At 26.1% G+C, this 15,044-nt stretch carries 13 protein-coding genes, 1 pseudogene and 1 riboswitch; of the genes and pseudogenes, 11 read left to right on the top strand and 3 right to left on the bottom strand.

Going from position 1 to position 15,044, the window contains the following annotated elements:
* The first annotated feature begins 338 nt into the window (after positions 1-338).
* The 4 genes from RGC78_RS13595 to RGC78_RS13580 all read left to right on the top strand — a co-directional run bounded on the left by RGC78_RS13595 (position 339) and on the right by RGC78_RS13580 (position 4,300).
* Positions 339-1,229 (top strand): DUF368 domain-containing protein, encoded by an 891-nt coding sequence (locus RGC78_RS13595; RefSeq protein ID WP_252213997.1) that lies wholly within the window; start codon positions 339-341, stop codon positions 1,227-1,229.
* Between the two features lie 159 nt (positions 1,230-1,388).
* Complete coding sequence (locus RGC78_RS13590; RefSeq protein WP_252213996.1) at positions 1,389-2,456, top strand: HD-GYP domain-containing protein; 1,068 nt, start codon at positions 1,389-1,391, stop codon at positions 2,454-2,456.
* Between the two features lie 69 nt (positions 2,457-2,525).
* A riboswitch (THF riboswitch) is annotated at positions 2,526-2,624 on the top strand.
* Between the two features lie 59 nt (positions 2,625-2,683).
* On the top strand, positions 2,684-3,229 hold the full coding sequence (locus RGC78_RS13585; RefSeq protein ID WP_252213995.1) for a folate family ECF transporter S component: 546 nt from the start codon (positions 2,684-2,686) through the stop codon (positions 3,227-3,229).
* A 396-nt stretch (positions 3,230-3,625) separates the two neighbouring features.
* Complete coding sequence (locus tag RGC78_RS13580; RefSeq protein ID WP_252213994.1) at positions 3,626-4,300, top strand: ferredoxin-like domain-containing protein; 675 nt, start codon at positions 3,626-3,628, stop codon at positions 4,298-4,300.
* A gap of 72 nt (positions 4,301-4,372) precedes the next feature.
* Here RGC78_RS13580 and RGC78_RS13575 read toward each other — a convergent pair whose 3' ends face one another.
* Both RGC78_RS13575 and RGC78_RS13570 read right to left on the bottom strand, forming a co-directional pair.
* Positions 4,373-4,843 (bottom strand): coiled-coil domain-containing protein, encoded by a 471-nt coding sequence (locus tag RGC78_RS13575; protein ID WP_252213992.1) that lies wholly within the window; start codon positions 4,841-4,843, stop codon positions 4,373-4,375.
* A gap of 114 nt (positions 4,844-4,957) precedes the next feature.
* Complete coding sequence (locus RGC78_RS13570; RefSeq protein WP_252213990.1) at positions 4,958-5,965, bottom strand: DUF1002 domain-containing protein; 1,008 nt, start codon at positions 5,963-5,965, stop codon at positions 4,958-4,960.
* A gap of 315 nt (positions 5,966-6,280) precedes the next feature.
* On the opposite strand from RGC78_RS13570, the gene RGC78_RS13565 reads away from it, so the two are divergent.
* Entirely contained in the window at positions 6,281-7,057 is a 777-nt protein-coding gene (locus RGC78_RS13565; protein WP_252213989.1) for a DUF4931 domain-containing protein, read from the top strand.
* 170 nt (positions 7,058-7,227) lie between these two features.
* Here the strand turns inward: RGC78_RS13565 and zupT are convergent, their stop codons facing one another.
* Positions 7,228-8,010, bottom strand: a complete 783-nt coding sequence (gene zupT / locus RGC78_RS13560; RefSeq protein WP_252213988.1) for a zinc transporter ZupT — start codon at positions 8,008-8,010, stop codon at positions 7,228-7,230.
* Positions 8,011-8,943: 933 nt separating this feature from the next.
* On the opposite strand from zupT, the gene RGC78_RS13555 reads away from it, so the two are divergent.
* The 6 genes and pseudogenes from RGC78_RS13555 to RGC78_RS13530 form a co-directional block, all read left to right on the top strand.
* Positions 8,944-9,162 carry a FeoB-associated Cys-rich membrane protein gene (locus RGC78_RS13555; RefSeq protein WP_252213987.1) on the top strand — a complete coding sequence of 73 codons (219 nt, stop codon included), beginning with the start codon at positions 8,944-8,946 and terminating at the stop codon, positions 9,160-9,162.
* A 286-nt stretch (positions 9,163-9,448) separates the two neighbouring features.
* Positions 9,449-10,819 carry an MATE family efflux transporter gene (locus RGC78_RS13550; RefSeq protein ID WP_252213986.1) on the top strand — a complete coding sequence of 457 codons (1,371 nt, stop codon included), beginning with the start codon at positions 9,449-9,451 and terminating at the stop codon, positions 10,817-10,819.
* Positions 10,820-11,019: 200 nt separating this feature from the next.
* Positions 11,020-11,991 (top strand): helix-turn-helix domain-containing protein, encoded by a 972-nt coding sequence (locus RGC78_RS13545; protein ID WP_309556810.1) that lies wholly within the window; start codon positions 11,020-11,022, stop codon positions 11,989-11,991.
* A gap of 397 nt (positions 11,992-12,388) precedes the next feature.
* Positions 12,389-12,610: a cation transporter gene (locus tag RGC78_RS13540; protein ID WP_252213985.1), complete on the top strand. Its 222-nt coding sequence runs from the start codon at positions 12,389-12,391 to the stop codon at positions 12,608-12,610.
* A gap of 9 nt (positions 12,611-12,619) precedes the next feature.
* Entirely contained in the window at positions 12,620-14,488 is a 1,869-nt protein-coding gene (locus RGC78_RS13535) for a heavy metal translocating P-type ATPase (RefSeq protein ID WP_252213984.1), read from the top strand.
* 167 nt (positions 14,489-14,655) lie between these two features.
* Positions 14,656-14,940: pseudogene (locus tag RGC78_RS13530) on the top strand (MBL fold metallo-hydrolase); the annotation flags it as partial.
* Positions 14,941-15,044 lie beyond the last annotated feature (104 nt).

Raw genomic sequence — 15,044 nt, 5'->3', positions numbered from 1 at the left:
GAGTAATTGAACTTAGGAATACTAAAATGAGTATAGTCCCATTTTAGCTTGCTCCCAATATAAAATTGAGACAAGCAGTAAATATGAATATAAAAAGGAAACTCGACTTCGCTGAGTAAGTTCGAAAAGCTAAATATAAAATTTAGATTCTCACTTAACGATTCTCAAAGTCCAATTACAATGCCACTTCACCTATTGCATATATTAACACATATTTAAAACAGAGCCTTATTTTAAGACATAATTATTAAAAATAAGTTAAAAACATTAAAAATAAGCTGAGATTATAGTATAGTATAATTGTAAAACAATCAAATAAAAAGCAAGGAGATTGAAAAATGTATATAATAAACTTTATAAGAGGGTTCTGCATGGCACTTGCAGATAGTGTTCCTGGAGTATCTGGAGGTACTATAGCATTTATTTTAGGATTTTATGATAAATTCATTAACTCATTAAGTAATGTTATTTCAGGAAAAAAAGAAGAGAAAATAGAAGCAGCTAAATTTCTATTCAAATTAGGGATAGGATGGATTGTGGGATTTGTATCTTCTGTATTATTTTTAACATCAATTTTTGATAAAGAAATTTATAAAATAAGTTCATTATTCATTGGGTTCATAATATTTTCAATACCAATAATTATCAAGGAAGAGAAAAATTCTATTATAAATAGATATAAAAATATATTTTTTGCTTTAGTAGGTATATTCATAGTAGTATTACTAACGTATTTTAATCCAGTTTCAAATGCAGAAAATGCAGTTGGCATGTCATTAGATAAATTAACTTTAGGATTAGGAGCATACATATTTATAGTAGCTATGGTGGCTATTTCAGCTATGGTTCTTCCAGGAATATCTGGTTCAACTTTACTTTTGATTTTCGGATTGTATGCACCAATAATGAATGCGGTAAAAGAGGTATTAAAACTTAACTTTGATTATTTACTTGTATGCATTGTATTTGGTTTTGGAGTTCTTTTTGGGATAATGATTACTATAAAGGGTGTAAAGTATTTATTAAGTAATTATAGATCACAAACAATATACTTAATTTTAGGACTTATGATTGGATCAATATATGCAGTATTTATGGGACCAACATCATTAGAAGTTCCTAAACCACCTATGGATTTACATACGTTTAATATAATGTTCTTTGTAATAGGTGGCGGAATAATATTATTACTTCAAAAATTAAAAGACTATCTTGAAAATAAAAATTAGTATTTAGATAAAAAATCATTTTGATTGTTCGAAATGATTTTTTTTACTTTTAAAGTATAAAAAGGGTAATTATTAATAATTGTAGAATATCATTATATAAGATAAATTTTATAATAAACTATTAATATTAGATGAATAATTTAAGTATGGGTGATTAGGGTGGAAAAAAAATTAATGCTTTTAAAAATAAGTGATTTAAAAACTGGAATGGTAATAGGGGAAGACGTACAGGAAAATAACAATGTATTATTATCAAAAAATGTTGTTATAAGTGATAAAATTCTTAATAAATTACAAACTTTATATAATATAGATGAAGTATGGGTTTATGGAGAGGACTCATTAGAAAAAGCAGAAAATAGTAAGAAAAATTCAGAACGAGAATTTAAAAAAGTAGAGCATAAATTAAATGAAATATGTGAAGATTTACATGATGTTCTAGATAATACTGTTGAGTTACAAAAAGATTCTCTTAAAGAAATTAGAAAATTAATATCTGAACTACAGAATGTTATTAAAATACCAGAGATATTGATAGATAATCTACTTTTTTATGGCAGTGAAAACGATTCTATATATAGACATAGTTTAAATGTAGCATCTATAAGTAGTTTACTTGGAAAATGGATTGGTTTTGAAGAAAATAAGATAAAATTATTAATATATTCAGCACTTTTACATGACATTGGAAAATGTAAAATAGACGATAAAATAATCAATAAGAGTGGCAGATTAAATTCAAAGGATTTAAAAAAGATTAAAGAACATCCTGTTTTAGGATATAAGATAATTAAAAAAATTAACTTTTTAGATAAATCAGTCTCTCAATCGATATTATTACATCATGAAAGAGAAGATGGAAGTGGTTATCCATTAGGAATTACAGGTGATAAAATACCTGATTTTGCAAAAGTTATTGCAATAGCAGATGTTTTTGAGGCAATAAACTCTAATAGATGCTATAGAAATAAAAAGTCTCCTTTTGAAGCAATACAAATAATTAAGGAAGAAAGCTTTGGTAAGTTAGATTATAATTATTGTAATATATTTTTAGAACATATAGTAAATTATTATATTGGAAGAGAAGTTAAGTTAAATAACAATAAAATAGCTAAGATAGTACAAATGAATATTAATGAATTAGATCGACCTTTTGTATTTTTGGAAAATGAATTTTTAGATTTAAAAGAAAATAAAGATTTAATAATAGAACAATTTATTTTATAACACTTTATCACGATAAAGTGTTGACAAAAATTAATAGCTTTGATAAAATTAGCACATAATTTCTTAATTGACAGAGTAGATATTTGCGCGTTAAGTGTTAAGAGGACGGGAAGTTGCCTCTTAAACGAAAAACTTTTGTTTGCGGTGTAAATATTGCATTCCGCTGTTAATATTAAAGAGGAACCCTCTTTTTTATTCAGCAAATATAATTAAAGGGGGGATTCTGTATGAGAAATTTTTATACTTTAATTTTAAATTCATCAAAAGAACTAAAAAATGTAAGAAATCTAGTTACGGCTTCGTTATTAATAACAATAAAGCTTATTTTAGATTTGTTTACAATTCAAATCACACCGTTTCTACATCTTAGTTTTGAATTTTTAGCATCTGTAACTATAAGTATGCTATTTGGTCCTGTTGTAGGTGCAATGTGTGGAGGATTATCCGATGTTCTTAATTATTTAATAAATCCTAAAGGTGCATTTTTTGTAGGATTTACTTTATCGGCAATGATGTCTGGATTAATATATGGAAGCATTTTGTACAAGAAAAAAATTACTTTAACAAGATGTGCATTTGCTAATATTATTTCAGTGATTCTTGTAGATATAGTTATGAATACTTTTTGGTTATCTATCTTGGGAGGTAAGGCATTTTATGTACTTTTACCAATAAGAGCCTTTAAGAATTTAATAATGATTCCTATAAATGTAATGATGATATGTTTTGTATTGAATTTAGTAAATAAGATTAAAAAAGAAAATTTTAATTAGGCAAATGAAAATAAATACTTTTATTATAGATGTACTCTGAAATATACAGAGTACATTTTTTATTTATGTTATGTTTTAGTAGAGTGTTGATATAGCCTTTATTTGTAAAAAAATAAGCTATGTTTTAAGTGAATGTTGATATTTTAGTATTCTTAAAGTAAATTCCTCTGTCCATGAGCTTATACTAAAATATCAACACTGTTTTAAAACATAGCCAAAAATTAAAGAGAATATAAAATCTTTTAAATGTGAAAAATATAAATAAAGAAATTGCAAAACAAGAGGAAATAATTATTAATGAAGAAATTATAGTAAAAAATAATGGTTTACCGGAAAAAATTAGTATGATAAAATACTATTGTAATTACTTGTAGTATTATTAGGGAGGCATTAAACATGAAAAAAGATTTATTAGACAAGGGAGCAGTTTTACAAAGAGATAAGGAAACATATGCTATAGCACCTCATTTAACAGCAGGTCTTATAACACCAGAACAATTAAGAACATTAGCTGATGTCGCAGAAAAATATGAGGTTAAAGCTGTAAAAGTAACAGGAGCTCAACGTATTGCACTTGTTGGAATAAAAGAAGAAGAAATAGATAATGCATGGAAAGACTTAGGTATGAAACCAGGAGCAGCTGTTGGATTATGTGTAAGAAGCGTTAAAGTATGTCCGGGAACAACTTTTTGTAAAAAAGGACTACAAGATTCAGTAGCAATTGGAAGTAAGCTTGATGGATTATACCATGGTAAAGATTTACCTAATAAGCTTAAAATAGGAGTTAGTGGATGTCCACAAAGTTGTGCAGATAATCATATAAAAGATATTGGTATATATGGAATGCCTAAAGGCTGGGTAGTTCAAATTGGTGGAAAAGGTGGATTAAAACCAAGACTTGCAGATAAAATTGCAATGAATGTGTCAGAAGAAAAGTTATTTCCATTAGTTGAAAAAATAATTCAAATTTATGCAGGAAATGCTACGTCTAGAGAAAGATTAGGCGACTATATAGATAGAGTTGGATTAGAAGAAGTTAAAAAACAAATAGATATTGAAACTTATTTATAATTTAAAATAGAGCTAAAATAAAAAAATTAAGCAGAGAATTAGCCTAAAATAACTATTTCTCTGCTTTAATGATTATCTTAAAAAGTCTTTAAATGTTGCACGATTAGATTCTTTTTTTGATGATCTTATAATATTTTTGTATTCTTTTAATTTAGCTTGTTCTTCCTCAGTAAGTTCTTTTTTACAGTGTTTCTTTTCTATTAGTGCTTTAAAATCTTTATATTTTTCGTCACCTAATTTTTTCTTTAAAACAGTTTCTTTTATATCAGCTAATTGCTTTTGTTGTTCCTCTGAAATTTCCTCACCTTTATCTTTAAGCTTTTTAATTTCTTCTAATTGTTTCTTTTCCTTTTTTGAAAGATAGTTTAAATTATCTTTATCAAAGATCCAACTACCATTGTGTTTATCAGTTGAAGAATCATTGTTATTAAAATAGCTTATGCTTGAAGTTAAAGTTGTAGCATTAACTTTTTGAGGAATAACTGTTGTCACACTAATAATACAAAGAGAACAAGCTATAGATTTTATTAATGCTTTTTTCATATAATAAATCTCCTTTTTAATGTAATTTGTTAATATTTCATTAAACTAAACGTCATCACTAGTATGTGAAATATTAAAGAAATTTATTATATTTTTTTAAACTAAAGTTTTTTATTATTGAGTTACTTTGTTTAATGTATTTTCTGAATTGTTATTTTTAGTAGAATTTTCATTATTTACTGAAGTTACTGATTCAGTATTGTTTTTGGTAGATTCAGTATCATTGTTTGAATCACTTGATAACCAATCTGATATTGCTTGAAAGAAATTAGAAAAGAATTCCTTAACCTTAGCAAAAAATCCTTGAGCTTCTTCACTATTTAATTTTTCTTTTAATTTACTTGCAGCATCATTTAATTGATTTTTAATTTTATTATAATTAAGATCTAATCCATTTATTTTAGTCATTAAAGAATTAATAGTTTGTCTATCTTCATCATTAAGTTCAACTTTATATTCTTTAACTGCTTTTTCAACTATTTTTTCAATTTCTTTATCAGTTTTAGGTTTTTCTTTAACGACATCTTTTTTTACATCATTTATCAATTTGGCTGCTTCATCTTGTCCGATTTTATCTCCAAGACCACCTGTAACGACAATTTCTTCGTTAGCAACTTCTTTTTTTTCTTCATCAATTTTAGAACCACCAGAACTATTCTCAAATCCTTTTAGAATACCAGTAAGTGCAGCAGTACCAGAAACTTTAAATGGTGCAGCAGCTACTACATTGGCATTTTCTACCCCAGCTGTAATTAAAGCATTTCTTATCATTCCTTCTGTAACCCATGTAAGGTTATATGTAGAAATAGTTAGTCCACCTTTACTTGTTGGTTCAACATAAGAGCAAGAAATAGATTTATTACCTAATTGAGCTGGAGATGCAACATTTCCAAGGTATTTTTGTTCTTCAGCTGTTGTTATTTCTAAAATATTTGCATCATTTTTAGTGACTTTAAAGTAATCAAGCATTTGATTCTTTTGATCTTGTGTTAAATTTCCACCTAATGTAACAACCTTAAATGAATCTGCAAAAGCTGTTATATTTGGAGAAAAAGAAATAATTAAACATAATGTCATAAACATAATTAATAATTTACTTGAAATTTTTTTGATGATTTTCATAATTTTAAACTCCTTTTATTATTACATATTAAATACAATTAAACTAAAAAGAATAATTACAGTTATATTATAACATACAATATAATAGGGTTAATTTCAATTGTATTAATTTAATATTAAGATTTTAATTTAATATTTTTAAGAATTTTGGAAAGAATATTTTAAATAAGTTTAATATATTAGAAATTAAAAATTAAAAAATAAAGTTTTATAAAATTGTAACTTTTAAAGAAATATAATATAATTAACAGTAATATTTAAAATATTTTAGTATAGATTAATAATTATAATTTTTGTTGAATTGTAGGTGAATTTATGATTAGTCATAATGATGAATATATAATATTCATAAATAATATTGGAAAAAATAAGCCTAATAGTTTTAATAATAAGAATACAGAATGTCCGTTTTGTAATAGGAATAAACTTACTGATATTATTCAAGAAAAGGGACCATTTGTATTGTTAAAAAATAAATTTCCAACATTAAGAGATACTCTTCAATTAGTTATTATAGAAACCTATGATTGTGAATTAAATATGGGAAATTATGATTCTGAATATATGGAGCAATTAATTAGTTTTGGGCTAAAGAATTGGCTTGATATAGAAAAAAGCAATAAGTACAAGTCAGTAATATTTTATAAGAATCATGGACCTCATTCAGGGGGAAGCATAAAGCATGCTCATATGCAAATTGTAGGATTAAATAATATAGATTATAGAGAAAATATAAATGAAAAGTATTTTGAAGGTATAGAAATTTTCAAAAGTGAATGTTGTGAAGTAAACCTATCTACAAAACCTATAAATGGATTTAATGAATTTAATGTTATTATAAATGATGATTTAAAAAATACATTTAGTTTATCGGAAGGCATAAGAAGAATAGTTTATTATATATTAAATAATTATTTTGCTAAATGTGACAGTTTTAATTTGTTTTTTTATCATTGGAATAATAAAATTATATGTAAAGTTACACCAAGATTTGTTACATCACCACTATTACTTGGATATTCATTGAAACAAGTTTCTAATAGTCTAGAAGAGATGGCAGGAAATTTAAAAGAACTATATTTTAGAAAATAGTATTATATTAAAATAGTATTATATTAAAAAGGAACTACTTAAAATTAAAGTAGTTCCTTTTTTACATATATGGAAATTTATGTGATTTGCTATATATTTTTAGAAAATTTATAGAATCTTTTTAATTTTTAATTGTAAATTCTAAACAATGAAATAAGAAATTCATTACATCAATTTAAGAAAATATGGGTTATCGGCATTATACATATTCCTAAAAAAATTGAGTATAAAGATAAATTGTTATATCCATATTGACGAGAAGATGGAATTAACTCTTCAAAAGATATATATAGCATTATTCCCATTACAAATGCAAAAATTAAACCTAAAATAAAATCATTAATAAATGGTTTTAAAATAAAAAAAGAAACAAGAGCCCCTAAAGGTTCTGATAAACCAGAATACAATGTGTATTTAAATGCTTTTCCCTTACTACCAGTAGAGTAGTAAATTGGCATAGCAACAGCAATACCTTCAGGTATATTATGCATAGCTATGGCTAAAGAAATAGACATTCCTAATGTGATATTTTGATAACTTGACATAAAGGTAGCAATACCTTCAGGAAAATTATGTAGTGTAATTGCAATCATTGATACAAATCCTACTCGAAAAAGATTTAAATGCTTATTACTATCATGCTCATTTATATTTTTAGATTCATGTGGAACAAATTTATCAACAAGCATAGCAAATATTACACCACTTAGCATATAAAAGATTGTTAGCAATACACCATAGACATTTCCATAATATTTTACTAATGTTTCTTCAGCATGAGGAAACAAGTCAGTAAAAGAAACGCAAATCATTACTCCTGAAGAAAATCCAAGAGCAAAAGTAATTATTTTATCACTTTTTTTCTTTATAAATAATACAACAACAGCACCTAATACTGTTGAAATTCCAGCAAAAAAAGAAAGTAATAAGGCAATATATGCATTATTAGTCATTTATTTTACACCTCTTTAATTATTGCTATATTTTTATATATTCTTAAAGTTATAAGAAAATTACAAAAAAATAGATATGTTTAAGAATAAAAAAACAATGCTCACTACATTAAAGATATCTTTTAACATAGTGAGCATTGCTTTTTTTAAATAATATTAAAAAGGAGTCGTAATTTATTGTTTCCAAATAGTTTCAAATGAAATTTTTATATATTCCAATGAGAATATATTTGCATTTAAGTTCATTACTAACTCTACTTATATTGTAGCAGATTTAAATTAAAAAACAAGTATGTTTTCACAATTCGGAAAATATTTTGAAAATTTAAATAATTATTTATTTTTAAATAATTTCACTTTTGAGGTAAAATATTACATTGAGTTGCTTTCATTTTATGTAGTAATAAACTAAGTGTGTTCTACTGAATTAATAAGTAATGCATGTGATATGACATACAAAAATGTTTATGAATATATATGACCATTAGGGATTGAAAGAGCTTTATCAAATTTTGAAAAAGTAATAAAAGATAAAAAATCTCAAACTATGCAAATGCAATATCAATTGACAGCTTGTCAATTATGGATAGAAATTTCAGATATTCTTGGAAAACCTCAATTAGTAGAATCAAACAATAGAAATGGTTTGACAGTTAATGATATTTAGAAAATAAAGAGAAAATTAAACAATCTTGGTTAGAGAAAAACTAAGATTGTTTAATTTATCATTTTTTCATTTAAAAAATATATGTCTAAACGGGACTAAACAATGTCAATGTAGAGCGTACAAATTAATTATTATGGTCTAAACTAATATTATGAAGATAATAATTATCATTATCGAATTTGAAAAAGATTTATTTTATTAAGGACAATTAATTATTTTATTTATATAATTTAAAATTTATAAATGAAAGTATAGGCGGTAATATTATGAATTTAGCAGAAGGAAAAATAGATAATACGTATGCTATCGAACAGTTAAATTTGCCATTGAATGTAGAAAAACATTTGGAATCTTTAGGAATGATTTCTACACTTTCAATATTGTCATACACTATTTGGATTATACAAAGAAAAATTAAAGATATTAAAAGAGGGAAGTTTTGTAATTGCAATTGCTCAAATTGTGCATCTAAAAATTGCAAATAAAGATTAGTTATTAATTAAAAACTATAAAAAGTTCGCTATGTTTTAAAATAGTGTTGATATTATAGTATAAAGCTCATGGACAGGGGAATTTACTTTAAGAACACTAAAATAAAGCTTAGTCCAATTAATGCATGCTCCCAATCAAAGATTGTTGACAAGCAATTAATTTGACAAATCTTCATTAAGGGTTCTAAAAAAGCAAATTCCAATGCCAGTTCGCCCTTATACTATAATATCAACATTCACTTAAAACATAGTTAAAAAGTTAAATAAAAAGGAGATTAAAATGAATAATAGAACAAAATTACTTACAGAATCACCATTTAAACTTATGCTTTCATTAAGTATACCAGCTGTTTTAGGTATGCTTGTAGTAGGTCTTTATAATTTGATGGATGCAGTATTTGCAGGACAGATGATTGGTTCAACTGCAATGGGAGCTATCTCAATTTCATATCCATTCACATTAATTAATAGTGGAGTTGCAACACTTATAGGAGTTGGTTCTGCATCAGTATTATCAAGAGCTATTGGTAAAAAAGATCAAAAAACAATTGATTCCATTATGGGAAATCTTATAATGATTGTATTTATATTATCACTTATAATTACTGTAGTTGGCATTATTTTTACAAAACAAATATTATCAGTTACGGGTGCTGAAGGTGAGATTTTAAATGGCGCTGTTCGCTATCTTAAAATTATATTTATTGGTTCATTATTTGTAAATTTCTTTCAAAGTGCTAATATGGTAATGAGAGGAGAAGGAGCATTAAAACAATCAATGCTGATTGTAGGTAGTGGAGCTGTTTTAAATATAATTCTTGATCCAATCTTAATAAGTATATTTAATAAATTTAATATGGGAATTGAAGGCGCAGCTTATGCTACTATAATTTCACAATTTATACAAGCTATTGTTACCTTAATGTATTTTGTAAGAAAAAGCGAAAATTTAAAAATTAATAAAATTAAATTGGCTATGAATATTTTACCTGAAATATTTGCAGTTGGACTTTCAGCAATGCTTATGCAAGTAATGACATTATTATATCAAACATTTATTTTTCATAGTGCTTCAAAGTATGGTGGAGGAACTTCTCAAATTTTATTAGGAGCTGCCTTAAGAGTTCAAACATTTTCATTTATTCCATTATGGGGAATTAGTCAAGGTTTCCAACCTGTTGCAGGTACTAATTACGGTGCTGGAAAATATGATAGAGTAAAAACTATGACATTAGTGTTTATTGCAAGTGCACTTGTATTATCTTTAGTTTTCTATTTACCAGTTGAAATTGCACCAGGAACAGTTCTAGCATTATTTATTAAAGAGCCTGATATAATCCAACAAGGACTATCTAATTTTAGAATTATGTTTAGTACTTATATTTTCCTTGGAGTTTTCATAATGGTTGTTACATTATTCCAATCATTAGGAAAAGCTAAAAAAGCAAGTATTATAGTACTATTACGTCAAGTAATACTTTTTATTCCTCTTATTATGATTTTACCAAAATGGCTTGGATTTAAAGGCATTTGGATGGCAATTGGTTTAAATGACGGAATACTTGTTTTAATTACTATTTATATGATGATATTTGAATTTAAATCTTTATCATCAAAAACAAATGTTAAAGCAAATCTTGATGCAGTTTAAATATAAATAAGGACATGCTTTAAGTGAATGTTGATATTGTATTAAAATATAGCGACAAATAAAAGTAATTAATTATAGAAGAAATTAATATGTAATAAAAGAAAACTTTAAAATATAAAATTAAGAAATTAAAAAGAGGAAGGAGAAGCTACTCATTAAAATATTCAAAAATAAATAACAAGTTTTGAGTAGCAGAGTTTATGATGCAGGGAATAGATATTGTTCAAGATCATGAATTTTTAAACAGAGTCTCTTCTGTTGAAAAACTTGATAAGGATGATTATAGAACTATATATAAAATGAATTGTAATGAAGGTCTTGGATTAATGACAGTATACAAAGTATTTACAGGTATTGAATTGGTATATAATGAATTTGAAGCAACAACTTGTTTATGCGATGTACCAGTATACGATAATATAATTGAAATAAATCATTGCAAAGAAGGAAGAGGAGAATGTATATTGCTCGATGGTAGTTCTTTATATATGGGGGAAGGTGACCTTTCTATTAATATGATGAGTAATCATGCAGATACAATTGGTTTTCCACTTAAGCATTATAAAGGGATTTCAGTTATTATATATATGAATGAAATTATTAATAAAGTACCTGAAATTTTGAAGGATGTTAATATTGATATATATAGTTTGAAAGAGAAATTTTGTAATAATAATAAATGTTTTATTATGAGAGCTAAAGATAAGATTGAACATATATTTTCTGAGTTATATTCGGTGCCAGAATCAGTACAAAAGGCTTATTTTAAGTTAAAAGTTTTAGAGCTTTTAGTATTTTTAAGTATTATAGATCCTTCAGAAGAAGAAGAAGAAAAAGAATATTATTCAAAGGATCAAGTAGAAATAATTAAGCAAATAAAGAGATTTATTACAGAAAATATGCAATGTAGATATACAATTGAAGAATTAGCCAAAATGTATTGTATAAGTCCTACAACGTTAAAAACATATTTTAAAGGAGTATATGGAACTTCAATTGCATCATATATCAAGGAATACCGAATTAAAAATGCAGCTATAAGTTTACGACAGACTAAAAATAGTATAGCAGACGTGGCTTTAAGTGTTGGATATGAAAGTCAAAGTAAATTTGCAGCTGTTTTTAAAAAGATTATGGGTATAAGTCCTTTAGAGTATCGAAAAAATGTTTAGAAGATATAATGACAGCATTAGTATTTAAAGGATTAATTAGACGTTATGTATTAACTTTACTCTTATTTTAAATAGCTTGTCCCTATATGTCTTATATACGAACAAGCTATTTTTTTTATTTACCAAAATGTCCAAATGGAGCTAAAATTTGTTTTTTTGGAGCAGACAATAAAGAGAAAAAAATATATAATATTAGTATACTAGATAATAATTTATGTCACAGAAAGGGGAAGTATTTTAATAATTTAATGGTTAATTTTTCTGCCTATCATATGAATAAATGTTCATGTGATAACATAATAAAATGACTATATATTAATGCAAATTTAAATTTACAATGGAAATAAAAGACTATGTTTTAAAACATAGTAGAATAAAAAATGAAGGAGAGATTAGAATGAAGAAAAAATTTAAATTAAAGGATTTAGACTGTGCAAATTGTGCTGCAAAGATGGAGAATGCTATTAATAAAATTGAAGGTGTTAATGAAGCAAGTATAAGTTTTATGGCACAAAAGCTTACAATTAATGCAGATGATGAGAGATTCGATGAAATCATGAAGAATGTGGTTTCTGTATGTAAAAAAGTAGAATCAGATTGTACTATTGTGTTAGAGTAGGGGATAGAGATGAGTAAGAAGCAAAAGGTAATGGTTACACGAATTGTATTAACTGCAATCATATATATTTTATTGATATGCATTCATCATTTTAGTGTACTACCATATAATCTACCTAAAATTTATATGTCTATTTTATTTTTAATTCCATATGCTTTAATTGGATGGGACATTATATATAAAGCTGTTTTAAATATTACACATGGACAAGTTTTTGATGAAAACTTTTTGATGTGTGTAGCTACATTTGGTGCATTTGGAATTGGAGAGTATTCAGAAGCAGTTGCAGTTATGTTGTTTTATCAAATAGGAGAGTTTTTTCAAACATATGCAGTTAATCGTTCAAGACAATCCATCACAGAATTGATGAATATATGTCCTGAGTATGCTAATGTTGAAAAAGGTGGACAGCTTGAACAAGTTGATCCAGATGATGTTTCTATAGGAGATATAATTGTTATTAAAGCTGGAGAGAGAATTCCATTAGATGGAATTGTAGTTTCAGGAAGTTCAATGATTGACACTGCTGCATTAACTGGAGAATCAGTTCCAAGGAAAGTTAATGCTGGTGATGAAATTATTAGTGGTTGTGTAAATACTAATGGATTAATAAAAGTTAAAGTTACTAAAGAGTTCGATGATTCTACTGTATCTAAAATATTAGATTTAGTTGAAAATGCAAGCAGTAAAAAGGCAGAAGTTGAAAATTTCATTACTAAATTTGCAAGATATTATACTCCTATAGTTGTTTATTCAGCTTTAATTCTTGCATTATTTCCACCTTTAATATTAGGTTATAATTGGTCAGAGTGGATTGGACGTGCTTGTATATTTCTTGTAATATCATGTCCATGTGCTTTAGTAATTTCTGTACCACTTAGCTTTTTTGGTGGCATAGGGGCAGCTTCTAAATCTGGAATATTGGTAAAAGGAAGCAACTATTTACAAGTACTTGCTAAAATGGACACTATCGTGTTTGATAAAACTGGAACTTTAACTAAAGGAGATTTCAAAGTTTCAGAGATTAATGCAGCTGGTGTAAGTAAAGAAATGTTATTAAAATATGCTGCATTAGCAGAATGTTATTCAGATCATCCAATTTCAAAATCAATTAAAGAGGCTTATGGTGAGGAATTAGATCTTGAATTAGTGAAAGATGTAGAGGAGATATCAGGACGTGGTATAAAAGCAAATATTGCTAATCACACTATTCTTGTAGGTAATAATAAATTAATGAAAGATATGAACGTATTTTATTTACAATGCAATAGTATGGGAACGATAGTATATGTTGCAATAGATGAAGAGTATATTGGAAGTATTGTAATTTCTGATACTATTAAGGAAGAATCACATTTAGCAATTAAGGAATTGAAAAAACTTGGTGTAAAGAAAACTGTTATGCTAACTGGTGACAAAGAAGAAGTTGGTATGGCAGTAACTGAAAAATTAGGAATCGATGTAGTTTATGCAGAATTAATGCCAGCAGACAAAGTTGAAAAGGTTGAGATGCTTTTAAATCAGTTACCATCTAAACAAAAATTAGCTTTCACTGGAGATGGAATAAATGATGCACCTGTTTTATCACGTGCAGATATTGGGATAGCAATGGGAAGCATGGGTTCAGACGCTGCTATAGAAGCTGCTGACATTGTATTAATGGATGATAATCCTCAAAAAATAGCTACTGTAGTTAAAATAGCACGTAAGACATTAAAAATTGTAGGTGAGAATATTGCATTTGCACTAGTTGTAAAAGCTGTTGTTTTAATGCTAGGTGCATTTGGACTAGCTAATATGTGGGAAGCAGTATTTGCAGATGTTGGGGTATCCGTAATTGCAATTCTAAATGCTATTAGAGCTTTAAAAATAAAATAGTATATTTTTAGGATTATATATTATATTTTGTAATGTGACATGATAAATTTAGTAGATTATAAACCTTGCTTCTCTTATAAAAATTGGATTTTATATTTAAATGAGGATATTTCAATTATGAAAAATCCTCATTTAATATTTAGGTCTATTAACATTAAAATAACTTTATTAGAATAACCACATTAATAGAAAATACTCAGGACAAATATGAGAAGCTGAAAAATGAACATGGACTTTCTATGTTTATTGAAGGAAGTAATTGTAATGTATTGTTCGATACTGGAAAAACAGGAGATTTTATTGAAAATGCTAAAAAATTAAATATTGATCTTACAAATACTGATATTTTAGTTTTAAGTCATGCTCATTATGATCATTGTGGTGGGGTTAAAACATTGCTAGAAACTTATAACATAAAACCTAAGCTTGTGGTAAGCAATAATTTTTTTGATTTAATGTTATTCGTAGTTACATAAATTTTAAAAATAATGCCATATATTTAAAAACTATTAATAAATGTTGAATTTATCAGAAATATTAAATATAAAATTATAGG

Origin of the sequence: Clostridium aquiflavi, assembly GCF_031344075.1 — a bacterium.
Lineage (GTDB): Bacteria > Bacillota > Clostridia > Clostridiales > Clostridiaceae > Clostridium > Clostridium aquiflavi.
Note: the sequence above shows the minus strand (reverse complement) of the source record. Positions and strands in the feature narration are given on the sequence as shown.

What these genes read in the sequence shown, in the direction of transcription:
- RGC78_RS13595 (WP_252213997.1), top strand. Translation starts at nt 339, where the DNA reads ATGTATATAATAAACTTTATAAGAGGGTTCTGCATGGCACTTGCAGAT.
- RGC78_RS13585 (WP_252213995.1), top strand. Translation starts at nt 2,684, where the DNA reads ATGAGAAATTTTTATACTTTAATTTTAAATTCATCAAAAGAACTAAAA.
- RGC78_RS13580 (WP_252213994.1), top strand. Translation starts at nt 3,626, where the DNA reads ATGAAAAAAGATTTATTAGACAAGGGAGCAGTTTTACAAAGAGATAAG.
- RGC78_RS13575 (WP_252213992.1), bottom strand. Translation starts at nt 4,843, where the DNA reads ATGAAAAAAGCATTAATAAAATCTATAGCTTGTTCTCTTTGTATTATT.
- RGC78_RS13570 (WP_252213990.1), bottom strand. Translation starts at nt 5,965, where the DNA reads ATGAAAATCATCAAAAAAATTTCAAGTAAATTATTAATTATGTTTATG.
- RGC78_RS13565 (WP_252213989.1), top strand. Translation starts at nt 6,281, where the DNA reads ATGATTAGTCATAATGATGAATATATAATATTCATAAATAATATTGGA.
- zupT (WP_252213988.1), bottom strand. Translation starts at nt 8,010, where the DNA reads ATGACTAATAATGCATATATTGCCTTATTACTTTCTTTTTTTGCTGGA.
- RGC78_RS13555 (WP_252213987.1), top strand. Translation starts at nt 8,944, where the DNA reads ATGAATTTAGCAGAAGGAAAAATAGATAATACGTATGCTATCGAACAG.
- RGC78_RS13550 (WP_252213986.1), top strand. Translation starts at nt 9,449, where the DNA reads ATGAATAATAGAACAAAATTACTTACAGAATCACCATTTAAACTTATG.
- RGC78_RS13545 (WP_309556810.1), top strand. Translation starts at nt 11,020, where the DNA reads ATGATGCAGGGAATAGATATTGTTCAAGATCATGAATTTTTAAACAGA.
- RGC78_RS13540 (WP_252213985.1), top strand. Translation starts at nt 12,389, where the DNA reads ATGAAGAAAAAATTTAAATTAAAGGATTTAGACTGTGCAAATTGTGCT.
- RGC78_RS13535 (WP_252213984.1), top strand. Translation starts at nt 12,620, where the DNA reads ATGAGTAAGAAGCAAAAGGTAATGGTTACACGAATTGTATTAACTGCA.